Annotated in this window: 23 protein-coding genes; 15 read left to right on the top strand and 8 right to left on the bottom strand. The window is 71.1% G+C overall.

Annotation, left to right across the window (positions count from 1 at the left end):
* Window positions 1-58 precede the first annotated feature (58 nt).
* Entirely contained in the window at window positions 59-814 is a 756-nt protein-coding gene (locus ACFWP5_RS34055; protein WP_384165484.1) for an alpha/beta fold hydrolase, read from the bottom strand.
* A 107-nt stretch (window positions 815-921) separates the two neighbouring features.
* Here ACFWP5_RS34055 and ACFWP5_RS34060 point away from each other — a divergent pair, with 107 nt between their 5' ends.
* A complete protein-coding gene (locus tag ACFWP5_RS34060; protein WP_384165487.1) occupies window positions 922-2,283 on the top strand; it encodes a PLP-dependent aminotransferase family protein in 1,362 nt (453 codons plus the stop codon).
* On the opposite strand, the gene ACFWP5_RS34065 is transcribed toward ACFWP5_RS34060, so the two are convergent.
* Window positions 2,165-3,142 carry a hypothetical protein gene (locus ACFWP5_RS34065; RefSeq protein ID WP_384165490.1) on the bottom strand — a complete coding sequence of 326 codons (978 nt, stop codon included), beginning with the start codon at window positions 3,140-3,142 and terminating at the stop codon, window positions 2,165-2,167. The genes ACFWP5_RS34060 and ACFWP5_RS34065 overlap by 119 nt on opposite strands.
* A 189-nt stretch (window positions 3,143-3,331) precedes the next feature.
* Here ACFWP5_RS34065 and ACFWP5_RS34070 point away from each other — a divergent pair, with 189 nt between their 5' ends.
* Complete coding sequence (locus tag ACFWP5_RS34070) at window positions 3,332-3,913, top strand: SH3 domain-containing protein (protein ID WP_384165493.1); 582 nt, start codon at window positions 3,332-3,334, stop codon at window positions 3,911-3,913.
* A 72-nt stretch (window positions 3,914-3,985) separates the two neighbouring features.
* On the opposite strand, the gene ACFWP5_RS34075 is transcribed toward ACFWP5_RS34070, so the two are convergent.
* Window positions 3,986-4,477, bottom strand: a complete 492-nt coding sequence (locus tag ACFWP5_RS34075; protein WP_384165495.1) for a hypothetical protein — start codon at window positions 4,475-4,477, stop codon at window positions 3,986-3,988.
* Between the two features lie 101 nt (window positions 4,478-4,578).
* On the opposite strand from ACFWP5_RS34075, the gene ACFWP5_RS34080 reads away from it, so the two are divergent.
* The 3 genes from ACFWP5_RS34080 to ACFWP5_RS34090 all read left to right on the top strand — a co-directional run bounded on the left by ACFWP5_RS34080 (window position 4,579) and on the right by ACFWP5_RS34090 (window position 7,909).
* Window positions 4,579-5,217 (top strand): NAD(P)-dependent oxidoreductase, encoded by a 639-nt coding sequence (locus ACFWP5_RS34080; protein ID WP_384165498.1) that lies wholly within the window; start codon window positions 4,579-4,581, stop codon window positions 5,215-5,217.
* 61 nt (window positions 5,218-5,278) lie between these two features.
* A complete protein-coding gene (locus tag ACFWP5_RS34085; protein WP_384165588.1) occupies window positions 5,279-6,460 on the top strand; it encodes a PP2C family protein-serine/threonine phosphatase in 1,182 nt (393 codons plus the stop codon).
* 105 nt (window positions 6,461-6,565) lie between these two features.
* A complete protein-coding gene (locus ACFWP5_RS34090; protein WP_384165501.1) occupies window positions 6,566-7,909 on the top strand; it encodes a hypothetical protein in 1,344 nt (447 codons plus the stop codon).
* 11 nt (window positions 7,910-7,920) lie between these two features.
* Here ACFWP5_RS34090 and ACFWP5_RS34095 read toward each other — a convergent pair whose 3' ends face one another.
* Complete coding sequence (locus tag ACFWP5_RS34095; RefSeq protein ID WP_384165591.1) at window positions 7,921-9,162, bottom strand: amidohydrolase; 1,242 nt, start codon at window positions 9,160-9,162, stop codon at window positions 7,921-7,923.
* 482 nt (window positions 9,163-9,644) lie between these two features.
* On the opposite strand from ACFWP5_RS34095, the gene ACFWP5_RS34100 reads away from it, so the two are divergent.
* Window positions 9,645-10,475: a hypothetical protein gene (locus tag ACFWP5_RS34100; protein WP_384165504.1), complete on the top strand. Its 831-nt coding sequence runs from the start codon at window positions 9,645-9,647 to the stop codon at window positions 10,473-10,475.
* Between the two features lie 332 nt (window positions 10,476-10,807).
* On the opposite strand, the gene ACFWP5_RS34105 is transcribed toward ACFWP5_RS34100, so the two are convergent.
* Window positions 10,808-11,125 carry a DUF6401 family natural product biosynthesis protein gene (locus tag ACFWP5_RS34105; protein WP_384165507.1) on the bottom strand — a complete coding sequence of 106 codons (318 nt, stop codon included), beginning with the start codon at window positions 11,123-11,125 and terminating at the stop codon, window positions 10,808-10,810.
* A gap of 113 nt (window positions 11,126-11,238) precedes the next feature.
* Here ACFWP5_RS34105 and ACFWP5_RS34110 point away from each other — a divergent pair, with 113 nt between their 5' ends.
* The 5 genes from ACFWP5_RS34110 (at window position 11,239) to ACFWP5_RS34130 (ending at window position 15,539) form a co-directional block, all read left to right on the top strand.
* Entirely contained in the window at window positions 11,239-12,081 is an 843-nt protein-coding gene (locus ACFWP5_RS34110) for a helix-turn-helix domain-containing protein (RefSeq protein ID WP_384165510.1), read from the top strand.
* Window positions 12,047-12,241 carry a DUF397 domain-containing protein gene (locus ACFWP5_RS34115; protein WP_384165513.1) on the top strand — a complete coding sequence of 65 codons (195 nt, stop codon included), beginning with the start codon at window positions 12,047-12,049 and terminating at the stop codon, window positions 12,239-12,241. Before ACFWP5_RS34110 ends, ACFWP5_RS34115 begins: the two co-directional genes overlap by 35 nt.
* Before the next feature lie 49 nt (window positions 12,242-12,290).
* Complete coding sequence (locus ACFWP5_RS34120) at window positions 12,291-13,634, top strand: tetratricopeptide repeat protein (protein ID WP_384165516.1); 1,344 nt, start codon at window positions 12,291-12,293, stop codon at window positions 13,632-13,634.
* A gap of 145 nt (window positions 13,635-13,779) precedes the next feature.
* Window positions 13,780-14,736, top strand: a complete 957-nt coding sequence (locus ACFWP5_RS34125; protein WP_384165594.1) for a permease — start codon at window positions 13,780-13,782, stop codon at window positions 14,734-14,736.
* Window positions 14,733-15,539 carry a TIGR03943 family putative permease subunit gene (locus ACFWP5_RS34130; protein WP_384165597.1) on the top strand — a complete coding sequence of 269 codons (807 nt, stop codon included), beginning with the start codon at window positions 14,733-14,735 and terminating at the stop codon, window positions 15,537-15,539. The genes ACFWP5_RS34125 and ACFWP5_RS34130 overlap by 4 nt, the downstream gene beginning before the upstream one ends.
* A 133-nt stretch (window positions 15,540-15,672) precedes the next feature.
* On the opposite strand, the gene ACFWP5_RS34135 is transcribed toward ACFWP5_RS34130, so the two are convergent.
* Complete coding sequence (locus ACFWP5_RS34135) at window positions 15,673-15,912, bottom strand: hypothetical protein (RefSeq protein ID WP_384165519.1); 240 nt, start codon at window positions 15,910-15,912, stop codon at window positions 15,673-15,675.
* Between the two features lie 104 nt (window positions 15,913-16,016).
* Window positions 16,017-16,796: a hypothetical protein gene (locus tag ACFWP5_RS34140; RefSeq protein WP_384165522.1), complete on the bottom strand. Its 780-nt coding sequence runs from the start codon at window positions 16,794-16,796 to the stop codon at window positions 16,017-16,019.
* Between the two features lie 446 nt (window positions 16,797-17,242).
* On the opposite strand from ACFWP5_RS34140, the gene thrS reads away from it, so the two are divergent.
* From thrS to ACFWP5_RS34155, 3 genes are all read left to right on the top strand, one after another.
* Window positions 17,243-18,463 (top strand): threonine--tRNA ligase, encoded by a 1,221-nt coding sequence (thrS, locus tag ACFWP5_RS34145; protein ID WP_384165525.1) that lies wholly within the window; start codon window positions 17,243-17,245, stop codon window positions 18,461-18,463.
* A gap of 75 nt (window positions 18,464-18,538) precedes the next feature.
* Window positions 18,539-19,498 carry a nucleoside hydrolase gene (locus tag ACFWP5_RS34150; RefSeq protein ID WP_384165528.1) on the top strand — a complete coding sequence of 320 codons (960 nt, stop codon included), beginning with the start codon at window positions 18,539-18,541 and terminating at the stop codon, window positions 19,496-19,498.
* A 101-nt stretch (window positions 19,499-19,599) separates the two neighbouring features.
* On the top strand, window positions 19,600-21,096 hold the full coding sequence (locus ACFWP5_RS34155) for an ATP-binding protein (RefSeq protein WP_384165600.1): 1,497 nt from the start codon (window positions 19,600-19,602) through the stop codon (window positions 21,094-21,096).
* Window positions 21,097-21,251: 155 nt separating this feature from the next.
* Here ACFWP5_RS34155 and ACFWP5_RS34160 read toward each other — a convergent pair whose 3' ends face one another.
* Complete coding sequence (locus tag ACFWP5_RS34160) at window positions 21,252-22,187, bottom strand: LAETG motif-containing sortase-dependent surface protein (RefSeq protein WP_384165531.1); 936 nt, start codon at window positions 22,185-22,187, stop codon at window positions 21,252-21,254.
* Between the two features lie 199 nt (window positions 22,188-22,386).
* On the opposite strand from ACFWP5_RS34160, the gene ACFWP5_RS34165 reads away from it, so the two are divergent.
* Entirely contained in the window at window positions 22,387-24,051 is a 1,665-nt protein-coding gene (locus ACFWP5_RS34165) for a glycoside hydrolase family 13 protein (protein WP_384165534.1), read from the top strand.
* Window positions 24,052-24,059: the final 8 nt, after the last annotated feature.

Here is a 24,059-nt window from a genome sequence, read left to right on the forward strand (position 1 = left end):
GCCCAAGTGATGGCCTTCCACCGGTAGGGGTAGGTTCAAAAAGCGGTTTGTGTCCAAATCATCCCACGTGTGCCAGGAACTCCCCCAGCATCTCGTTGAACTCCTTCGGGCGTTCGAGATTCGGCAGATGGGCCGCGCCCTCGATCACACGGAGCGTGGAGTCGGGGAGCGCCGCGTGCATCGCCTCCGCGTCGGCGACCGGGGTGTAGGTGTCGTCGGCACCCACGACCACCAGGGCCGGGGCCGTCACCCGGGTCAACAGGTCGCGGTAGTCGGGGCGCCCGGCACGGGCGCGCAGGGCGGCCGCGGCGGACTCGGGGTCGGTGGCCGTCATCATGCGGTGGACGTGCGCTTTGACCTGCGGGTCCGCGTACGGCGCCACCATCCGCTCCAGGACCTCGTCGGCGTAACCGCGCATGCCCTCGCGCAGGAGGCGGTCGGCTGTCGTGGTGCGGGTGCGGGCGGCCTCCGGTGTGTCCGCCGATGGGAAGGTGTCGGCGAGGACCAGACCCCGGACGCGCTCGCCGAACCGGCCGTAGCAGTCCATCGCGATCTGGCCGCCCATGGACAGCCCGGCCAGCACGAACGTCTCCACGTTCAGCCCGTCCAGCAGCGCCTCGATGTCGGTGGTGAAGTCCGAGAACCGGGTGACGGCGGGGGAGGAAAGGGGACGGTGGCCATATCCGCGCAGGTCGGGGGTGATGACCCGGCGCGTGGGGGAGAACGCCTCGATCTGCGGGGTCCACATCGTGTGGTCGAAGGGGTGGCCGTGGATGAGGACAAGAGGGATGTATGGGGAAGTAAGGGGTGGCATGTGATCGACCCTAGGTCTCCCCGGCTTCTCGGTGCAATAAGATCTTTGCCCTCGGTGCAATGTGGCGAGCGAGCGAAATGACGAGAGAGCGAGAGAGGGGTGGCCCTGTGGACGACTACCGGCGCATCGCCGACCGGATCGCCGCCGACATCGCCTCCGGACGGCTCCGGCCGGGCCAACGGCTGCCCCCGCAGCGGGTGTTCGCCCGTCGGCGCGGGATCGCCGGTTCCACGGCGGGGCGCGTCTACGCCGAACTCGTGCGCCGGGGGCTGGTGGTGGGGGAGGTCGGCCGCGGCACCTTCGTACGGGCCGCGGCGGCGGGGCCGTACGGGCAGGCGCTCATCGAGGCGGCGACCTCGGCGCCGGTGAACCTGGAGCTCAACTACCCTTCCGCGCCCGGCCAGTCGGAGCTGCTGGCCCCGGCTCTCGCGCCGCTGCTGCGCCCCGACGTACTGACCGAGGCGCTGCGCCCGGCGCCCGCGACCGGCACGGCGGCGGCTCGCGAGGCGACGGCCGATCTGCTGGCCACCCCCACCTGGCGCCCCGCCCCCGACCGCGTCCTCTTCGCCGGCAACGCCCGTCAGGCCATCGCCGCCACCCTCGCCTCCCTCGTCCGGCCGGGCGGCCGGGTCGGAGTCGAGCCGCTGACGTACCCGCTGGTCAGGGAGATCGCGGGGCGGCTCGGGGTCACGCTCGTCGCGTTGGAGGCGGACGGGGACGGACTGCGTCCGGAGTCGGTCCGCGCCGCGCATCGCACCGCTTCCCTCTCCGCCCTCTATCTTCAGCCGACGCTCCACAACCCGACCTCCGTGACGACCAGCGAGGCGCGCAAGCAGGAAATCGCCGATGTCGTAAGGGAGTTGGACCTTCCCGTCGTCGAGGACCGCATCTGGTCCTTCCTCCATCCGGACTCCCCCGCGCCGCTCGCCGCCTACGCCCCCGGCCTCGTCCATGTCGTCGACGGGCTGTCGAAGCGGGTCGCGCCGGGGCTCACCGTCGGCTTCCTCGTCGTGCCGGAGCGGCGGGTCGGCGAGGTGGCCGTCGCCGTCCGGTCGGGTGGGTGGAGTGCGGGGCGGTTCGCGTTGGAGGCGGGGGTGCGGTGGATGGGGGACGGGACCGTGGCGCGGCTGGTCGATGCCAAGCGGGAGGGCGCGGCGGCCCGACACCGGCTGGTCGTCGAGGAGTTGGGCGAGTTCGCCGTACGGGCCGATCCGCTCACCTATTACGCCTGGTGGGAGCTGCCGGCGCCGTGGCGGGCCGACACCTTCACGGCCGCCGCGGCGGCGCACGGGATCGCGGTCACGCCGGGGACCGCCTTCAGCGTCGATCCGAAGCGGACCCCGGACGCGGTCAGACTTGGGCTCGCGTCGGCTGCTGTGCCCGATCTGCGGCGGGCGTTGCGGACGCTCGCCGGTCTCGTAGGAGGCGCAGGAGCAGCACCTCCCGTACCGGGCGGGCGTATCGGGTGAGCCACGCCAGCGCGGCCACCGTCAGGCCCACGCCCAGCAGCAGCCAGGCGACCGTGCGCAGGGTCGAGGTCAGGGCGTCGTAGATCGCGCCGCCCGCCGCCCCGGAGACCTCGGCCGGCAGGCCGGCGACGGTGAAGTGGCGGCCGATCGTGAGCGCGAGGCCGAGCAGGGCGCCGCCGAGGGCCGTGCCGAGCGCGGTCGCGGTGATCGCGCGGCGGCGGCGCACGGCGACGGCGATGCCGGTGACGGCGAAGACGGCGGCGGCCACGGGGAGCCAGAAGCCGGCGACCTCAAGCACGTGGAACTCCCTCCGGAGCGGGCCCAGTTCACCGGCCGGGAGAATCTCGACCCGGGTGTGCTGGACGGGGATGTTGTTCGCCAACGGGACGTTGTCGTGGGCGAGTTGGTGCTTGACGCGGGCGGTGACGGGGGCGAGGTCGACCGTGACCGTGCCGTCCCGCCCCTCGTCCCGAAGGGCGTGCAGGACGGCGTCGTGCGTGACCCGGTTGCCCTCGTCCCAGGCCACGCGGAAGGCCTCGGTCTTCGTGAACGAGCGCATCGCGTCGTGCATGAACGGCGCCATCACGCCCTGTGTCGCGCTCATCCGGACCCCGCCGACCTTGGTCCCGCCGATCTGGACCCCGCCCACCTGGACCTCGCGCAGGATGCCCGCGCCGACCGTGTCCGCGATCGCGTTCCGTACGTCCGGGTCCGCGGCCAGGGGCGCCATCGTCGTGACGTAGCGGCCGGAGTCGGTCAGGCCGTAGGCCGCCCAGGCAGCCAGCGCGCCGAAGGGCGTGAGGAAGCAGGAGAGGGCGACGAGTACGGCCGACAGGGCGCTCCGGAGACGTGGGGGCACCCCTTCAGGACAGGGCCGGGGGGCGCCGTACGCCAGCGGGTCGAGGGTTTTTGACTGCATATGGGTTAAATGTCAAACCGAATGGGCGGGGGTGGGTCCGGAACCCTTGGCGGAACTGGGGAGTCCGCTCTCCGGTGGAGGCTTCACCCGAACGGGTGTTTCCTGGAGCTGGGGAGAAGGAGGCCGATCATGCGCACCACTCCGGCCCTGCGGACTCTGGCCGCGGCCCTGCTCACCGGTGGCACCCTCGCCGTCGCGGCGGCGGGCACCACGGCGATGGCAGCACCGACCACGTACGCCGAAGGACATGGCGGTGGTGGCGGCAGTCCGATCTGGGGCACGATCGTCTCCCGCACGGATCTGAACGTGCGGGAGTCGCCCACCACACGGTCCCCCGTCGTCGACTCGCTCTCACCGGGCAGTCAGGACCGCGTCCAATGCGTGGTCAGGGGACAGAGCGTCAACGGAAATCCCGACTGGTACTGGCTCGTCGGCGCGCAGGCCTGGGCCAGCGCCGCGTTCGTCGACACCGGCGGCCAGGGCGTGCCGTCCTGCTCGGACCCCTGTCCGGGCTGGAAGGACGGCAACAACTCCAGCGGCAACAACTCCAGCGGCAACGGCTCCAACTGGAACAACGACCCGAACTGGAACAACGACAACTCGTCCTCGTGGAGCACGTCGGCCTCCGGGTCGTGGAGCGTCTCGGGCTCGTGGAGCTGGAGTTCCTCCGGTTCGTCGACCGGCGGCGGCATCTGGAACTGGGCGCCGTAGGAAGGGATCAGCGGGAATGACGTGGGCCCCGGCACCAACTCGGTGCCGGGGCCCACGTGTTGCCGAGTCCGGTCAGCGGACGCGGTTGCCCTCTCCGTCCTCGCGCGTGTAGTAGCGGTAGAAGAAGACCAGGAAGACGGCCGCCGTGGTCACGAGCCCGATGGTTGCGGAGCGCAGCACGCTCTCGCCGGTCTGGCTGTACAGGAAGCCGAGCGAGGCGCCCGCGAAGCCGGACTTGACCAGCGAGTGCAGTTCGCGCTTCAGCAGCGGCGCGAACCGCGCCACCGCCAGGCACAGCACGATGAACGCGAGCGCCGTCACGAAGCCGAACAGGATGTTCCAGCCCGTGATGGGACCGCCGCTGCGACGGTTGGCCGCCGCCCAGTAGCCGTAGACGAGTCCCAGGACGACCGGGATCGCGACCTTCGCCACGCGGTGGACGCGTGCGTCGAAGATGTCGGGCAGATCGCCCGTGAATCCGCCTCGGCGGGGCATTCCGCGCGGGCCGGTGATGTTGCCCGGGCCGGTCATTCCGCCGCCGGGCGTGGGTGCCGCTTGAGCCATGAGAGCACTCCTCTCTCTCCCCGTACTACCAATGCACACCTCGGCGGAGGCGGTGGCAAGTCGGCGTGCGGCCTCGGTTGCACCGTGTTTCGCTGGGGCGCATGAAGCTCGTACTCTTCGGCGCCACCGGCATGGTCGGCAGCCGGATCGCGACGGAGGCGTCGGCCCGCGGACACCAGGTCCTGGCGGTCAGCCGCTCCGGCCAGTCGCCCGTCCCCGGGGTCACCGCCACGGCGGCCGACGCGACGGACCGGGAGAAGGTGACCGAGGTGGCACGCGGCGCCGACGCCGTCGCCTCGGCGTGCGTACCGCCCCGCGACGGCAGCGATCCGGGCGCCCCGTTCCTTGCCCTGAACCAGGCCCTCGTGGCGGGCGTCCGCGCGGCCGGTGTCGGACGGCTCCTCGTCGTCGGCGGCGCCGGCGGCCTGGAGGTCGCCCCCGGGCAGGCCCTCAGCGACCAGCCCGGCTTCCCCGAGGCCTACCTCCCGGAGGCCCACGCCCACCGCGCCGTCCTCGCCTACTACCGCACCCTCGACGACGACCTCGACTGGACCTACGTCTCCCCCGCCGCCGAGATCGCCCCGGGCACCCGCACCGGCCGCTTCCGTGTCGACGGGGACCAGTTCATGACCGACGACCAGGGCCGCAGTTTCATCAGCGCCGAGGACTACGCGGTCGCCTTCGTCGACGAACTGGAACAGCACGCCCATCCGCGCGGGCGGATGTCGGTCGCGTACTGACGCCGTGAGCGGCCATGGGCTCAGAGGGCCCAGACCGGTGCGCCGCCGCGCGCTCGGACGTCTGCGCTACGGCGACTCCGGGCGCTCCCCGCTCGACCGGCTGCCCCGAGCCGGGGACCCCGACGCGATCCGGCGGCAGCATCTGCTGCGGGTGCGCGGGCGGAGCGTCGCCTGGATACCGCCGCTGCTGGTGCTGGTCACGATCCTGCTCGTCGACTGGAACACCGGCGGCGAGTTCCGGACCGTGTCCTGGATCGTGCTCGTGCCCGGGATCGCCGCCGCGATCTGCGGGGTGTGGGGCACGGCCGTGTTCGCCGTGCTCGGCATGGCCACCTACGCGCTCGCCGACCACGCCTGGCCGCACCAGTACCAGACCGGCCTGCCCGACTTCATCCTCGTCGGCGTCGGCGGTGCCCTCGCCGTCCTGGCTTGCGCGGTCCGGGTCCGCGGCGAGCGCCGCATGCTGCACATGCGCGATGTCGCCGAGACCACCCGCCGCACGCTGCTGCGCCCGCTGCCGCCGGGCTGGGGCGGCCTCGACCACGCGGCCGTCTATCTCGCCGCGGACGCCTTCGCCCGCGTCGGCGGCGACTTCTACGACATCCAGCCCGGCCCGCACGGCACCCGCGCCCTCGTCGGTGACGTCCAGGGCAAGGGGCTCGGCGCGGTGGAGGCCGCGGCCGCGCTGCTCGGCACGTTCCGCGAGGCCGGCTACCACGAGCCGGAGCTCGCGACCGTCGCCGCACGGCTGGAGATCCGGATACACCGGCACGGGCTGCATCTCGCCGCCCTCGACCGCGAGGACGACGACCGCATCGACCGGTTCGCCACGGCCGTCCTGCTGAGCTTCCCCGTCGCCGAACCGGACACGGTCGAGGTCGTCAACTTCGGTCACGAACCCCCGCTCGTGGTCGGCCCGCACGGCGTGCGGTCCCTGCCGCCCGGGCACGGACTCCCGCTCGGGCTGGGCGAGTTGGCCCACATGGACGGGCCGCCGCCGACCCTCCGGATCAGGCTTGCCCCTGGTGAGACTCTCCTTGTCGTCACCGACGGGGTCACGGAGGCGCGGGACGGCGCGGGCGTCTTCTATCCGCTCAAGTCCCTTGTCACCGACGCTGTTTCGGCCGATCCGCAGCTCGCCGACCCGGACCGTCTCGTCGCCTACGTCCGCGACGGCACCCTGCGCCACAGCGGCGGACATCTCGCCGACGACACCACGATCTTCGCGGTACGGCGGTCCTGACATCACCCTTTGCAGCAGCAGAGGTTGGGCAGAGGTTACGGTGCTGCGGTACGAAGTGATCGACGCTTCTGTTGGGTTCTATCGGGTTCTATCGGGGGAGGGCGCATGCCTGGAACGGTGTTGCTGCTCGCGGCCTCGCCGGTCGGCAAGGGTCGGCTGGTGGACGCGGCCTCCGTGCTCCCGGTGCTCGCGGCCGTCGACCCCGCCGTCCTCTCCGGCACGGACACCGCCAACGTTGTCGAACTCGCCGACCCGTTGGAGCCGCAGGCTGTGCTGACCCGGTTGCGTGCCGCCGCCACGGCACCGGGGCCGTTGACCGTCTTCGTCACCGGCCAGCTCCAACTCGACCGGAAACAGCACCTTCCGCATCTCGCGCTGGCGCGGACGACTCCGGCGACCGTGCGCTACACCGGGTTCCCGTGGGCCTGGGTCCGTGAGGAGTTGCGGTTGCGGGCGCCGGGGACGACGACTCTGCTGCTCGATCTCCACACCGACGCGGAGACCTGGCAGTGGCTGCACACGCATCCGCTCGACTCGGGCCGCACGAACGCCGTTTACGGTCGCATCGCACCGCCTCCGTCTCGGCGGGTGGTGGCTGTGCCGGCGTACATGAAGGCGGTCGCGACGATTCTGCGCAGCGGGTGGCGTCCGCCGGTGGAGCAGTTGCATCAGCAGGCGTTGGGGAGGCTGGGGGCGGAGGGGTACGCGGACGTGGTGCTTGCCGCGCCGGGAGGTGTTGGTGCGCCGGGGAGTGTTGCTGCGGGCGTCCCCGGGGGCTCCGCCCCCAGACCCCTGTCGGCCCTGAAGGGGCCTCGTCCTCAATCTCCCCCAGAGGGGGGACCCCCGGACGGGCTGAATAATGCCGGCCGGAGTCAAAGGAGTGCCGCTCAGAGCCAGGGCAGCGCGCCGCGAGGCCAGGAAGCTGCGCGGCGGAGCCAGGAGGACGCACGGCGAAGCCGAGACAGCGCGCCGCCAAGCCACGACAACGACCCGCGAAGCCAGTACAACGACCCGCCAACCTACGACAACGACCCGCACATCGCCGTCGCGTCCGCCGCCCAAGCCGGTCGCCACGCCGACGCCGACGCCCTCGCCGCCGAGCACGAGCAGGCCGCCGTACGGGCGCACGGGCGGGGTTCAGAAGAAGCGCTGCACTGGACCGAAGTCCGGGCCGATCTGGCGATGTTGGCCGGGGATCCGGTGCGGAGCTGTCGGGCCTGGCTCGTGGTGGCCGGGGCGCGGCTGGCGGCGGGGCAGGCGCCCGGTACGGCTGCCGTCGAGGCGGCCGTGGACCGGGCTCATCACCAGTGGGGGCAGATCCAGGAACCGGGGGCTGCTCGTGAACTCGGGCTTGCGCTGGCCGAGTTGAGGAGCCGGGTGCCAGGTCGCCGTGCGGGTGCCTTGGACCACGTGCGGAAGCAGTTGCTCCAACTCCAGACGCAGAGCTAGCCAGTTCGTCGTCAGTTCACCGTCAGGATCTCCAACGCGCCCGACACCAGGGTCCGTACACCCGGCGCGACCGTCACCAGGTCCGGGGCGAACTGGGGGCTGTGGTTGCTGGGGACGGCGTGGAACTTCTCCATCAGGTCCGTGCCGGGCGCCGCGTCCCACACGTCCGCCGGGGTGCTCGTCACGAACCAGTAGGAGTACGGCACCCCGTCCGGCACCAGGCGGGGGAAGTCCTCGCTGCCCGTCGCCGGACCGGGGTCGAAGACCGTGCCCGCGCCGAGGACCTCGGTGTGCACGGCGGCGATCCGGCGGTCGGTGTCCGCGTCGTTGACCATCGTGGGGAGGCTGGTGCCGATGGTCACCTCGGGCTCGCGCGGGCAGCCCGCGGCGAGGCACTCGCCGGACGCGATACGGCGGATCGCGGCGATCATCCGCTCCCGCACGTCGTCGGACTGGGTGCGCAGGTTGAGGGAGATCCGGGCCTCGGCAGGGATGATGTTGTGCCGGGTGCCGGCCTCGATGCGGCCCACGGTCAGGACGGCGGAGTCACGGGCGGCGATCTCGCGGGAGACGACCGCCTGCAGCCGGGTGACGAGGTAGGCGGCGGTGACGACCGGGTCGACCGTCGTCTCGGGGCGGGAGCCGTGGCCCCCGCGGCCGTGGATCACGATGTCGATGTCCGTCGAGGCCGACATGATCAGGCCGGGCGAGTGCGGGTAGAAGCCCGCCGGTCCAGGTGCCGCGTGCTGGGCGAGGAGTACGTCCGGGCGCGGGACACGCTCGTACAGGCCGTCGGCCACCATCGCCGCCGCGCCCGAGCCCGTCTCCTCCGCGGGCTGGCCCACCAGCACCAGCGTCCCCGACCAGGCGTCCCGCCCGGCGGCCAGCGCCTGGGCGGCACCGGCCAGCCAGGTCACGTGCAGGTCGTGCCCGCAGGCGTGCATCACACCGGGTACCGAGGAGGCGTACGGCAGTCCCGTCTCCTCCGTCACCGGCAGCGCGTCCATGTCGGCGCGCAGCAGCACGGTCGGGCCGTCGCCGTTGCGGAGCACTCCGGCGACTCCGGTGCCGCCGATGCCCTCGACGGTCTCGTAGCCCGCCTTGGTGAGGCGTTCGGCGAGCTTCGTGGCCGTGCGGTGTTCGAGGCCGGACAGCTCGGGGTGTCGGTGCAGGTCCCGGTAGAAGTCCTCCAGGTCGGGGACCGGGAGGTCTGCGGTGAGGTCAAGTGCGGTGCGCGCGGCGGGGGAAGGGATCACGAGGGCAGCGTATGCGGGCGGGATGTGAGGGAGCCCCGGCGGGACAAAGGGGGAGTGCCCCGCCGGGTGACCGGCTGCTCACGGGGGTGGCCGGCGGGGTGCGGGGTGCGGGAGGAACGGCCGGGTCGGGGTCGGACGGGCCGTCCCGAGCGGCCGGTCGACCCGCGGGCGGGTGCCGAGGACAGGGAACGCCGAGCTGACGCGGGCGCAGTGGCGGACAGGCGCAGTGGCGGACATACGTGCCGGACGCGCCGTACCGACGCATCTGCTGAAGTCCATGGAAAGCCATGGAAAGCCATGGAAAACCATGGAAGGCCAGTGGAGGCCAGTGGAGGCCAATGAAGCCCGCACACCGCCATGGGCACCCCTCACCCATACGGCCCAGCTCACGCGGCCCCGCCCCCACGGCGCTGCTCCACTGATGAACAACAAAGGGGGCCGGTAGTACCCACTAGGACCCACCGAAGGAAGTGCCGCTCATGGCCACCACCCTCGCCATCAACTTCACCCAGGGGCTGAACGACGCCTGGTCGAAGGTCGCGCAGTTCGTGCCGAAGCTCGTCGGTTTCCTGATCATCCTGGCCATCGGCTGGTTCGTGTCGAAGATGATCGCCCGCGTCCTGGACCGGGTGCTGCGCAAGGTCGGCTCGGAGAAACTCTCCGAACGGGCCGGTACGGAACGGTACTTGCGGGACTCCAAGTACGACATGACCGGCATCGTCTGCAAGATCGTCTACTACGCGCTGATGCTGATCACCCTCCAGCTCGCGCTCGGCGTCTTCGGCGCCAACCCGGTCAGCACGATGATCAACGGCATCGTCGCCTGGCTCCCGCGCGGCATCGTCGCGGTCGTCCTGGTGGTCGTCGCGATGGCCATCGCCAACGCGGTCCGGGGCATCGTCGGCAGCGCCCTGTCGTCGATGTCGTACGGCAAGACGCTCGCGACCATCGTCTGGGCCTGCATCATGGCGCTCGGCGTGATCGCCGCGCTGGGTCAGGCGGGCATCGCCACCTCGGTCACCCAGCCGGTGCTCTACGCGGCCCTCGCGACCGCGGCCGGCATCATGATCGTCGGCGTCGGCGGCGGCATGATCGCCCCGATGCGCCAGCGCATGGAGCGCATGCTGATGGCCGCGGAACGCGAGACCACCAACGCCAAGGGCAGCCTCACGGCCTACCAGTCGGGCCGCGAGGACGCGATGACCAACCAGCCGGTACGCGAGCGCACGGACATGGGGACGGACATGGGGACCGATGGACGACGGGACATGCCCGGGTCGTCGGGCATGCCGGGGTCGTCAGGCATGTGACCTGTGTGGACAGCCCTACCGGGCCACGTGGAGATGCGGAACCCGCGTGGCCTCGTGGGCCGGACGGGGCTCGGCCGCTTTGGCCGGGCTCGCGTTCGCCGCTCCGATCAGGGCGGCGACAGCGATGACGGCGGCGCAGAATCCTCTGACGTAACGCGCGGACATACCAACCTCGCAACGACAGTGACAGCGACAACGACGGCGACAGTTACGACGTCGACAACGACGGCGACAGTAGCGAATTAAGCACGCTTAATGCGTGCCTAACTTAGGGGGTCGGAGTGCGCAACGGGAAGGGCTTCAGGGCGAGTTGAGCCATCGGAAACCCGTTTTCAGTCACCGTGACGTTGTTCCGGCAGCAGGCCGTGGCGGTGTACCAGCCAGCTGATGGCGGTCAGCCTGCACACCGCGTAGTCGTGGCCGACCGGCTCCCGCCAGTCCAGCTCCGCGAGCGCGTCCAGGAAACCGAGCGCGTAGTCCGTGAGATCGGTGTGGTCCGGGGGCGGGGGCGTCAGGTCCGGACTGTCCGCCGACAGGCGTTCCCGCAGCTCAGCCACGTGCTGGTCCACCGCGGCCGTGAAGGCGGGCTCGAAGGCGAACTCCGCGAAGCGGGGCCCGTACGCGCTGCTGATCTTGGCCAAAGGGGACATTTCTTCACCGTACGGCAGGCGGGGGTGGGTCGGTTGCGTGATTCCCATCACCGGGATGCCACGGAGTGATTACGCTCGGCGACAGGCCGTAACTATTCGGAGGTGGCTGTCGCATGGTCCACGTTCGCCAACTCGACCCGAGCGCATCCCCGTTGGAGTACTTCGGCTTCGAGGCGCGTCGCCTGCGGGAGGCGGCGGGCATGACGCTGGAGCAGCTCGGCAAGGTGATCTATTGCACGGGCTCGCTGATCGGGCAGGTGGAGACGGCGGCGAAGGTCCCGAGCCGGGTCTTCGCCGAGGCCCTCGACGCGGCGTTCATGACGGACGGGTTCTTCAGCCGACTGCTCGGGCTGGTGCTCCGGAGCCAGCTGCCGAACTGGTTCCAGCCGTACGCCGACATGGAGGCGAAGGCCGCGTTCATCTCCACCTATCAGTGCCAGGTGGTCCACGGCCTGCTCCAGACGCCCGAGTACGCGGCGGCGCTGATGGCCGTCGAGTACCCGGACAGGGTCGAGGAGCTGGTCGCGGCGCGCATGGAGCGGCAGCGCATCCTGGAGCGGAAGCAGCCGCCCGCGGTGTGGATCGTCCTCGACGAGGCCGTGCTGCTCCGCGAGGTCGGCGGTCGTGAGGTCATGCGCAGGCAGCTCGCCCGGCTGGTGACCTTCCGGGACAACCCCTGGGTGAACATCCAGGTACTGCCGTTCGCCGCGGGTGTGCACGCCGGGATGGTGGGCTCCTTCAACCTCCTGCGCTTCGACGACGACCCCGACATCTACTACTCCGAGGCCTACGACGAGGCCCACATGACCGCCAACGCGCAGGTCATCAGGGAGCGTTCCGTCGCATACGCTCGCTTGCAGGCCGACGCCCTCCCGGTGGAGGAGTCGGCCGGCCTGATCGCTCGCGTGATGGAGGAACGTTATGGAGGCCGGGCGGATACGGACGACCTGGCGTAAGTCCAGTCACAGCAGCAGCAACGGCGGCGACTGTGTCGAGGTCGCCGCCACCGCCTCCCTCCGCGTCGCCATCCGCGACTCCAAGGCGGCACCCGGCGGAGCCGTCGTCACCGTCAATCGCGCCCGCTTCGAGGACTTCATCAACTCACTCCCCATGTAAGTGAGTTACTGGCCAGTCCGTAACTCGGCTTACTGGCATGATTAATCGCATGGTGAGACGGGACGACCCGGAAGTCATCGGGCGCAGGGTGCAGCAGTTGCGGCACGAACGTGGGCTCACCCAGCGGCAGTTGGCCGAGCCCGCCTACACGCCCGCGTACATCTCCACCCTTGAGGCCGGCCGGGTCCGCCCCTCCGACGACGCGCTACGGCATCTCGCCGACCGACTCGGCGTCGCCTATGACGAGTTGGCGACCGGCCGCCCCGCCCACCTCGCCACCGAGCTGCGCCTGCGCCTGACCGAGGCCCAACGCACCCTGGCCACAGGGGAGTCGGAGGAGGCCACCGAGCAGTACGCCGATCTCCTCGCGGAGTCGGAGTCGCTCGGGCTGGCGGACGAGGAGGCCGTGGCACTGCTGGGGCTCGGCGAGTGCGGCCTCGACACCGGTGACCTGACCGCCGCCCGCCTGTACTTCGAGCGCGCCGAGCAGCGGCTGGCCGACGAACCGCTCCCCTTCCGCGTACCCGCCATCCGCGGCCGTGCCGTGGCGCACTACCTCACCGGTGAACTCCGCTACGCCGTCTACTTGTTGGAGTCCACCCTCGACGAGCTGAACCGCGGCGGCCTGCACGACCCCGACGCCCTGCTGCTGCTCTACGCGAGCGCGATAGGGCCGTACATGGACATGGGCGCGCACGCGCGGGCGGCCCAGGCGGCCGAGTTGGCCCTCGCGCCCGCGCCACAGGTGGCGGACCCGGCGCTGCTCGCGCGGATGCACCGGTCGGTCGCCAGGACGCTGATCGCCGAGGGCCGGGTCGCCGAGGCGGACGCCTCCCTCGTCAAGGCCGCCGAGCTGTACCGGCAACTCCAGTTCCGTACCGAACTCGCCAACTGCCACTGGATGCGCGGCTACGTCTACGCCCAGGACGGCGAACTGGAGCGTGCCGAGGTCGAGTTGAGGCAGGCGCTGGCCATGCTGACGGCGAAGCGCGCGGCCCTCTACAGCAGTCAGGTCGCCGTCGAACTGGCCGACGTCCTGCACAAACGCGGCAAGTCCGACGAGGCCGCCGCCCTCCTCCACGACGTCCTCAGCGACCTCAGCTCCGAACGCGGCGCCCTGCACTCCGCCGCCGCCCACCGCCTCCTCGGCATCATCGCCGAGGACTCCCGCGACACGGACGCGGCCGAGGAGCACTACGTCCGCGCCCTCAGCCTGCTGGAACGCGCGGGTGCGGCCGGCGACCTGGCCGACCTGTGCCGCATGCTCGGCGATCTGCTGCGCCGTACCGGCCGGGTGGAGGCGGCCCTCGACGCCTACCGCACGGGCCTCGGCCACCGGACCGCTCCCGGCACGACGACCCTCGGCCCGGCTCCCGCACAGCCTCCTCTTTGACAAATCGGGGATACCGCACAGCGCCCACGGTTACCGTGCGACGTACGAGTCGTAGTCGTAGTGGTGCGAAACGGGATGAGACAGGCGCGTGCGCGTGCAGAACGAACGGACGGTGGTCGACGGCCTGCGCCTGGCCGTACGCGCCATGGTCTACGCGGTACTGGGCGGCGCGGCGCTGATCGCGATTGCGACCGTGGTCTCCGTCCTCGGCCCGATGGTGGCGATCGACCTCTACACCCCGGCCGTGGCCGCCTGGTGGACGGTGTTCACGGCGGTGGCGGTGCAGGGGGTGCCGTTCCTGTTGCTGGGCACGGTCGTGTCGGCGGCGATCGGGGCGTTCGTACCGGAGCGGGTGTTCACCAAGCTCCTCCCCCGCAACCAGGCCCTGGCAGTCCCGATCGCGGGCGCGGCGGGAGTGGTCCTCCCCGGCTGTGAATGCGCGTCGGTACCGGTGGCGAGCAGCCTGATGAGGCGGGGGGTCGCCCCGGCGGCGGCGCTGGCGTTCTTGTTGTCGGCCCCGGCGATCAACCCGGTGGTCCTGGTGGCCACTTCGATCGCCTTTCCGGGCCAGCCGAGGATGGTGCTCGGCCGACTCGTCGCCTCCCTCGCCACGGCGGTGGTGATGGGCTGGCTGTGGGCGAGATTCGGCAGGGAGGAGTGGCTACGACTCCCGAAGCGCACGCAGACCGCACACTCGACTGTGGGCGTGAAGGCCTTCGTCGCCGGGTTGCAGCACGACTTCCTGCACGCGGGCGGGTTCCTGGTGCTGGGCGCGGCGGCAGCGGCGACCTTCAACATCGCGGTACCGCGCTCGATCCTGGACATCTTCACGGGTTCGTCCTGGCTGTCCCTCCTGCTGCTGGCCTTCCTGGCGGTGGTGCTGTGCGTGTGCAGCGAGGCGGACGCCTTCGTCGCGGCCTCCCTCAGCGGCTTCTCGCCGGCGGCGAAACTGGCGTTCATGGTGGTGGGCCCGATGGTCGACCTGAAGCTGATCGCGCTGCAGGCGGGCACGTTCGGCCGTTCCTTCGCCTTCCGCTTCTCCTCGACGACGTGGCTGGTGGCCGTGACGAGCAGCACGCTGGTCGGGTGGTGGCTCCTGTGAGGCGCTACGGCTCGGCGGTCCTCCTGCTGCTCATGGGCGGGGCGGTCCTACGGATCTCGCTCTTCAGCGAGCTGTATCTGCGGTATGTGCAGGCGGCGTTGAGGCCGTACCTGGTCGTGTCCGGCGTGCTGTTGATGCTGCTGGGGATGGCGGCGGCGGTGCGGGGCATGCGGCAGAGGGACCACGAGGAGCGCGGCGGCCATGGGGAGGAAGGGGAGCAGGGAGAGGAAGAGGAGCACGACCATGGCCACTCCCACTCCCACTCCCACCCCCACTCCCATTCCCACCCCCACACGCACGGCGGCCCCCGAATCGCCTGGCTGCTGACTCTCCCCGCCCTGGCCCTGCTCCTCTTCCCGCCCCCGGCGCTGGGTTCGTACAGCGCGTCGCGCGAGGAGGCACAGCGGGCGGCGCAGGGTGTGGGCACCTTCCCCGCCCTCCCCGCCGGGAAGGTGCTGGACATCTCGGTCGCCCAGTACAGCTCCCGCGCGATCTACGACACCGACCGCTCCCTCACGGGCCGCACCCTCCGCATGACCGGCTTCGTGACCCACGGCTCCAACGGCACCTGGTACCTCACCCGCCTCCTGGTTACCTGCTGCGCGGCCGACGCGACGATCAGCAAGGTCGAGATCCGGGGCGACGAGTCCGACGGCGCTCCGCAGACGGACACCTGGGTCACGGCCACGGGCACGTGGATCCCGAAGGGCAAACTCGGCACGGATGCCGCCTGGCCACCGGTGCTCGACGCGACAACGGTCAAACAGGTGAAGGAACCGGCGGACCCGTACGACAAGCGGTGACGTCGACTCGGCTCCGGGGCGGGGTGAGACGGGTAGTCCGCATGTACTCACGCCGGGTCCGTTGAGCCTCGCTTGTCCTCGACGTGGACGACACGAAGTTCGGTGCCGTCCCGATGACGCTTGGCACGACCGATCAGTCCGACAGCGATCTCCGACTGATCGTGAGGCTTGTCAGGACCGAATAGGTAAGGACGTCGTTGTGGTGTCCGGTGACGACCCATCCCTCAGCGACTTCGAGGTCGATCACCCCAAAGTCTCCTGCAGCGGATCCGGCATGAACCGGGCCGAACCTCTTCAGGATCTCGGCGGCCTGTTCGGCAAGCTCTCCATCCGGAGCGGTCAGCACGACACAAGTGCCCTGCTCGCTGTCCACGGCGGTCATCCTGCCGCAGAGCACCGACACAGGGCGCCGATCGACCGGCGCCCCCGGCGAATACGCGACCTGTACCGCAGGCCCGCCCCTCTCAACCCCTGTCCCTAGATCTGCACCCGCCCCTGCTTCTGCACATCCGTCAACCGCTGCGCGCCGATCTCCAACGCCCGACCCGTCGCGTCCACGGGCACATTCCCCAGGCCGCCGGTCGTGATGGTGATGGTGTCGTCGCCGATGCGGACGGCGGCGGTGTACAGGGTGAGGGTGGACTGGTCGCCCTCGGGGGTCGTGCCGGTGAGGGTGAGGTGGAGGCCCTCGCGGGTGTCGCCGACGTTGGGGAGGGTTACCTCTGTGACCTGGACGGTCTGGACGCCGGAGCGGGTTGTCGTCGCTGTGAAGTTCGCGCATTTCTGCGGGAGCGTCTTCAGCCACGCCAACGTGCGGTCCACGTCCGCCGGGGTGAACGCGGCTACCTGGTAACGGAGTTGGGCCTCGTCGTCGGTGTCGTCCAGGGCGGTCACCGCCTGGGTGGTGGCGGGGGTGCCGAGGAGTTCGTCGGCGTAGAGGGCGTCCAGGAGGCGTTGGCAGTCGGGGGTGTTCGTCTTCGCCTTCAGCAGGGTGTCCCGCCAGGTCGCCGTGCCCTGGGTCGGGGACCAGGGGGCGCCCAGGTCCGCGTCCGTGATCAGCGCGGCCTGTGCCTGGGCCGGGGTGAGGACGGGGGCGGCGGCCGGGGACGCGTGGGCGGCGGGGGTGCGCACGGCCGAGGGGGAGGGCGCGCTCGTCACCTGGTGCAGGATGCCCTCGTTCGCGCAGCCGGCCGCGGTCAGCAGGGTGCCCGCCGACAGTGCCGAGGCGAGGAGGACACGGGCCGGGGAACGGGTCATCGAGGGTCCCTCCTGAGGCGGGCGTCATACACGGGCACGGGGTGCGTCCCCCAACGGCACCATCGCCCGCGTCCGGCCACCAGCGCGCCGGGCCGTCCGGGTGAGAGGGGGTGCGTCGGTTGTGGGTCGGGTGCGGGTCGTGGAGTTGGAGTTCAGGTCGGCTTTGATGCCCCGTCTTCCAGGGGCGCCGGGAACTGCGCGACCAGCCCGGACGGCGCCGCAGACGACCGACTACCTGTTGAAAATTCATGGCCGAGGTCTTCGTCCCGCTGCTACGGTCCGCCGCATGAAGCGCGCCAAGCCGTTCCCGTCCGCTGTGACGACGACGCCGGAGACTGTCCCGGCGCGCTGACTGCTGAACCGAGTCGAAGCCCCGGGGCGAGTGCCCCGGGGCTTCGTCGTCGCCGGATTCCTCGCCCCGCCCCCATACCGCGAGGAGCCCCGCCATGTACGACCACCGCCGCCTCGGCCGCGAACTCGGCCTCTTCGACACCGACCCCCTGATGGGCGCGGGATTGCCGTACTGGCTCCCCGACGGCGCGACCGTACGCCATGAACTGGAGGAGTACGTACGGGAGTTGGAGCGCGCCGCCGGTTACCGGCACGTGTACTCGCCCGTGCTCGGCAAGCGCGAGCTGTACGAGATCTCCGGGCACTGGTCGCACTACAGCGACGACATGTTCCCGCCGATGAAGCTGGGCAGCGAGGAGGTCGTGCTGCGCCCCAGCCTCTGTCCGCACCACGCGCTCATCTACCGCTCCCGCTCCCGCAGTTACCGCGAACTGCCCCTCCGTATCGCCGAGTTGGGCGGCATGTACCGCTCCGAACTCTCCGGCGTCCTCGGCGGACTGACCCGCGTGCGCGCCATCCAGCTCAACGACGCCCACATCTTCTGCACCCTGGACCAGGCCGTCGAGGAGGCCCGCACCGCCCTGACCCTCATCACCCGCGCCTACGCCGACCTCGGCATCCGCGCCTCCCGCCATCGCCTCTCGCTGCCGGGGGAAGGCGGTAAGTACGTTGCGGATCCGGCCCTTTGGCGACGGGCCACCGCGATGCTGAAGGAGGTCCTCGACACATCCGGAGTCACCTACGAGTCCGCCGAGGGCGAAGCCGCCTTCTACGGCCCGAAGATCGACGTCCAGATCGCGGACGCGGCCGGCCGCGAGGCCACCCTCTCCACCGTCCAGATCGACTTCCACCAGCCCGAACGCTTCGACCTGCACTACATCGGCGCCGACGGCGCGAAACACCGGCCGGTGATGGTGCACCGCAGCGTCATCGGGAGTGTGGAACGGGCGGTGGCGCACCTGGTGGAGGAGCACGGCGGGGCGTTCCCGGCGTGGCTGGCGCCGGTGCAGTTGGTGGTGCTGCCGGTGTCGGAGGCGCAGGAGGGGCGGGCGTACGACCTGCTCCGCCTAGCCCAACTGCAGGGACTGCGAGCGGAGTTGGCCGCCCCCGACCAGGGCAGCCTCGGCGCCCGCATCCGAGCGGCGCGCCTGGTCCCGTACCAGGCGGTGATCGGCGAACGGGAAGCCGCCGACGACCTGGTCGCCGTACGACTGAGGGACGGCCGGCGGATCGAGCCGCTGTCGCCCGCCGAACTCCTGCACCGCGTCGCGGCCCGGGTCGAGGCGCGCGGCACCGTGCTGTGGGCGGATGCGTAAGGTCACCCATGATCCGCCGAACCGCCGAACCGCCGAACCGCCGAACCGCCGAACCGCCTGTGAGAGGAGCCTGCCGTGACCGGTCAGCCCATCCCCGTGATCATCGACTGCGACACGGGGGTCGACGACGCCCTGGCGCTGCTGTTCGCCGTCCGCCACCCGGGCCTGGACCTGCGCGCGGTCACCTGTGTCGCCGGGAACACGGACGTCGACCAGGTCGTACGGAACACGCTGATCGTCCTGGACCACGCCGGTGCCGGTGACATCCCGGTCGCGCGCGGTGCGGCCCGGCCGCTGATCGAGCCGGCGCGTTCGGCGGCGCACGTCCACGGGCAGGACGGCATGGGGGACATGGGACTGCCCGCGTCGACGCGCAGGCAGGTCGACGTGGACGCGGTGACGCTGCTGCGCCGGGAGATCCTCGCCTCGCCGAGCCCGGTGACGCTCATCCCGACCGCGCCGTTGACGAACATCGCGCTGTTGCTGCGTACGTTCCCGGAGGTCACCCGCAACATCGAGCGGATCGTGTTCATGGGCGGCGCGGTGGCGGTCGGGAACGCCACGCCGGTCGCGGAGTTCAACGTGTGGCACGACCCGGAGGCGGCCGCGATCCTGCTCACCGCCGGGGTGCCGATCACGATGTACGGCCTGGACGTGTTCGAACGGGTCCAGGTCCCGGCCGCCGACGTCCAGCGCCTGCGCGAGAGCGTGGAACCCCGGCTGAAGCTGGCCGGCGACCTGCTCGCCCACCGCGACCCGGCCGCCTCCGGCGACCCCACCCCCACCGGCGGCCTCGGCGACGCGGGCGCGGTCTGCGCGGTCGCCGACCCGGGCGGTCTCACCACCCGCAACCTCCCCGTCGAGGTCTCCCTCGCCCCGGGCCCGGGGCGAGGACAGACGATCGTCGACCGGCGCCCGCGCCACGGCGAGTCCGAGATCCACGACGGGGCCCGCGAACAGGCCCTGGTGGACGTGGGGTTGGACGTGGATGTGGAGCGGTACGTGAAGCTGTGGCTGGAGACGGTGGAGGGGTAGGGGCGCGGTCGGCTCACTGAGACCGCGGAGAAGATGGTTAGGGATACACCCCTTAGGGGTGTATCCCTAACCTTTCAGGAGGGTGCGTGCATCGTCACGCAATGCCGGACAAGCCGTCGCGCCTCTTCGACCGTGGCGCCGAATGGGACGCGCTCAGCGCCTTCGTGAACCGGCCGCTGCCCCACGCCATGCTCGGCATCGTCAGAGGTCGGCGGCGCATGGGGAAGACGTATCTCCTGCGGGCGCTCGTCGAGCAGTGCGGGGGCTTCTACTTCGGGGCCACCGCCGGGACCGAGGCCGAATCACTCCGGCAGTTCAGCGCCGCCCTGGCCGAGCACCAGGGTTCTCCGGTGCCCTTCGCCTTCGCGACCTGGGACGACGCGATCTCGTATCTCTTCGGTCTCGCCGTACCGGGGCGCGGGGACAGCCCGTTCCTCGTGGTCATCGACGAGTTTCCGTTCCTGGCGAAGGTGGCCCCGGAGCTTCCCTCGCTCATCCAGCGCGTGATCGACCGCTTCCAGGTGGACGAGAGCGGCATGAGGCTGCTCCTGTGCGGTTCGGCGATGTCCGTCATGGGAGCGCTGCTCGCCAGCACCGCGCCCCTGCGCGGCAGGGCCCAGCTCGAACTCGTCGTACGTCCCTTCGGATACCGGGCCGCGGCGGACTTCTGGAGTGTCGCCGGCGATCCCGCACTCGCCGTACGGCTGCACGCGGTGGTCGGAGGCACTCCCGCGTACCGTCGCCAGTTCCTGGCGGACGACATCCCGGCCGGTCTGGCGGACTTCGACGACTGGGTGTGCCGGACCGTCCTCTCGCCGTTCAGTCCGCTCTTCCGCGAAGCGCGCTATCTGCTTGCCGAGGAGGCCGACATCCGTGACACCGCGCTGTACCACTCGGTCCTCGCGGCGGTGGCACAGGGCAACACCACGCGAGGCGGCATCGCCGGCTACATCGGCCGCAAGTCCGTCGACATCTCGCATCCGCTCAACGTCCTGGAGGACAGCCACCTGCTGGCACGCGAGGCGGACATCTTCAGGGCCGGAAAGTCGCAGTACCGCATCACCGAGCCGCTGATCAACTTCTATGAGGCGGTCATGCGTCCGGCCTGGGCGCGGCTGGAGAGCGGACAGGCCGCCGAGGTCTGGGGACAGTCGGCGGAGCGCTTCGCGGCGCAGGTCGCGGGACCGCATTTCGAGGCGGCGTGCCGGGAGTACGTGCTCGGACCCGGACACTCCCTGCTGAGTACGTCGTTGGGGGAGGTCGGCAGCGGTGTGGTGACCGACCCGAAGGAGCGCCGGCAGATCCAGATCGATGTGGCCGTCGTCGAACCGGGGTCCGGTGCGAGCAGACCCGCGGTCGCCCTGCTGGGCGAGGTGAAGTGGGGGACCGTCATGGGGGTGAACCATCTGGAACGCCTGGGGCGGGCCAGGGAACTCCTTGCCGGCCGCGGCATGGACACGACGCGGTGCGGGCTGGCGTGCTTCAGTGCCGTCGGCTTCAGCGACGCACTCCGTGCCGAGGCCGAAGGGGGCGGTGTGCTGCTGATCGGCCTCGACGAGTTGTACGGCCGTGTGCCGCCGACGGCGCTGCTTCCTTGAAGGCCTGGGCGGCGACTTCGTCGAGGCCCTCAAGACCCCGCACCCGCGGGCCGTGAGGAACGGCCCCGGGACCGCGTACTCCGGCAGGTGAGCCGGTGATCCACCGTGTGCGGGCGGCTCGCCGAACCCTCGCGAGCCGCCCGCATGGTGTGTGCCTACGAGTGCGAAGCCCGCCGGCGACGAGTGGCGACCACGATCGCCGCGCCGCCCGCCAGGAGCACCGCGGCCCCGCCGACCAGCACGCCGGTGTTGCTGCCGCCGCCGGTCTCCGCGAGGTCGCCGTTGCCGCCGTTGGGCGAGGGCGCGGCGGCCGGGGCGGTGCTCGACTCGGAGTCGGCCGGGGTCGGGGTGGAGGACGCCGGGGTCGACTCGGACGCGCTCGGGGTCGAGGACTCGGAGGCGGGCGGGGTGGACGTCGAGGCCGGCGGCGGGACCGACGCGGGGGTGGACGGGGTCGGGGACGGGGACTCGGTGGTCGTGCAGTCCTTCGTGCCGCCGTTCCAGGCCGCGATCAGCTTGTCCTTGATGACCGTGTGGTCGGGGCCCTTGGGCAGGTCGCCGTGGACGAGGCCGTCGCCGGCGGCGGGGTTGCCGTCGAACTTGACCGCGCCCCGGTAGAGGTCGATCTGCGCGAAGCAGCCCTCGTCCGGCACCGCGATGTCGAGCGAGTCGGTCTGGCCCTTCTTCACGGTCACCGTGTCGAAGTCGACGAAGACCTGCTGCCCGGAGGTGGCGAAGGTCGGGCCGTGGGCGATGTACGAGGCGAGCGAGGCGGTGCAGGTCGCGGCGTCGCCGGCGGTGCGGACCTTGATGTGGATCTTGCCGTCGTCGGTGGGCTTCAGGTTCTGGTCGTCGACCTTGACCGAGGGGAAGAAGTCGGTCCCGTTCAGCGAGAACTGGCAGCCCTCGGTCTCGGTGACCGTGCCGGCGCCTGAGCCGGGCCGGTAGTGGCCCCCCGAGTCCCAGCCGTCACCGCCGCCGCCGGTGGCCCAGGCGCCGGACGCTGCGGCGACGGAGGCCGCGGCGAGGGCGAGGGAGGCGGCGCCCGTCCCCAACAGGCGGCGCACGGTGACACGACTGGCTATGGACATACTGATCCCATCTGGCGGTGCAAGGAGTGGAGGGTGGTGGAGCGAAGCAGCGAAGGAAACACTGGGCCCATTGGTCACTTGCGCCACAGCGTGTGCACATCGTGGGTCCACCGGAAGATGACTGTCAACTTGCCTTGGAACAGAGGAAGTTCGTCTCGGGGCAGTGGGAATTCCCAGCGGTGATTCATAAGGAGTGCGTGTGACCGAGCGTGCCGCAGACCTGTCCTCCCGTGACCCGAACTGGTGGCGGCAGGCCGTCGTCTACCAGGTCTATCCGCGCAGTTTCGCCGACGCCGACGGTGACGGGCTCGGGGACCTCAAGGGCATCACCCAGCGTCTCACCCATCTCGCCGCCCTGGGCGTCGACGCCCTCTGGCTCAGCCCCTTCTACCCGTCCGAACTCGCCGACAGCGGCTACGACGTCGCCGACTACCGCGACGTGGACCCGCGCCTGGGCACCCTCGACGACTTCGACGCGATGGTCGCCGAGGCCCACCGGCTGGGCTTGAAGGTCATGGTCGACATCGTGCCCAACCACACCTCGCGGCTGCACAGTTGGTTCCAGGAGGCGCTGGCCGCCCCGCCCGGTTCCGCCGCCCGCGACCGCTACGTGATCCGCGACGGGCGCGGCGAGGACGGTCAACTCCCGCCCACCGACTGGCCGTCGGTCTTCGGCGGCAGCGCGTGGAAGCAACTCCCGGACGGGCAGTGGTACTTGCACCTCTTCACGCCCGAACAGCCCGACCTCGACTGGGACAACGAGGAGGTCCGGGCCGACTTCCGCACCACCCTGCGCTTCTGGTCCGACCGAGGCGTCGACGGCTTCCGCGTGGACGTCGCCCACGCCCTCGCCAAGGACCTCAGCGAACCTCTCCGCGACGTAGGCGATCTCCCGGCGGCCTCCGAGAACGTCCTCGACGACCTCCCGCCCGGCACCCACCCGTACTACGACCGCGACGCGGTCCACGAGATCTACCGGGACTGGCGGCGTACGGTCCTCGACACCTACACCCCGCCCCGCATGGCGGTCGCCGAGGCCTGGGTACCGGCCGCCCGCCGCGCTCTGTACGCCCGCCCGGACGAACTCGGCCAGGCCTTCAACTTCGAGTACCTGGAAGCCGGTTGGGACGCGGACGAACTGCGCGAGGTGATCACCGGCTCGCTCGCCACGGCCCGTGCGGCAGGCGCCTCGGCCACCTGGGTGCTGTCCAACCACGACGTCGTACGACACGCCTCGCGCCTGATGCTGCCGCCGGGCACCGACCCGAACACCTGGCTCCTGTCCAACGGTCACACGCCACCGGTCGACACGGCGGCAGGCCTGCGCCGCGCCCGGGCCGCGACCCTGCTCATGCTGGCGCTGCCCGGTTCGTCGTACGTCTACCAGGGCGAGGAACTCGGTCTGCCCGAGGTCGCCGACCTGCCCGTCGAGGTCCTCCAGGACCCCATCTGGGAACAGCAGGGCCACACCCACAAGGGCCGCGACGGCTGCCGGGTACCGCTCCCCTGGACGAGGACCGGCCCGTCGTACGGCTTCGGGCCGGGCCCCGCGTGGCTGCCGCAGCCGGCGAGCTTCGCGTCGTACGCCGTCGAAGCACAGGACGGGACCGAGGGCTCGACCCTGGAGCTCTACCGCACCGCACTCCGCCTGCGCCGCAAGCTGCTCGACGGGGAGGCGCTGACCTGGGCCGACGACAGCCCGCCCGGCGTGCTGCGCTTCGCGCGCTCCGACGGCTGGCGGTGTGTCACCAACCTGTCGGCCGTGCCGGTCGCCCTGCCGCCGGGGGAGGTGCTGCTGAGCAGCGAACCGGCGGCGGGGGACGGTCAGTTGGCACCGGACACGACCGTGTGGCTGGGACCGTAGGCCGGCAC

The sequence above is a fragment of the Streptomyces sp. NPDC058469 genome (genome assembly GCF_042721125.1).
GTDB lineage: Bacteria > Actinomycetota > Actinomycetes > Streptomycetales > Streptomycetaceae > Streptomyces.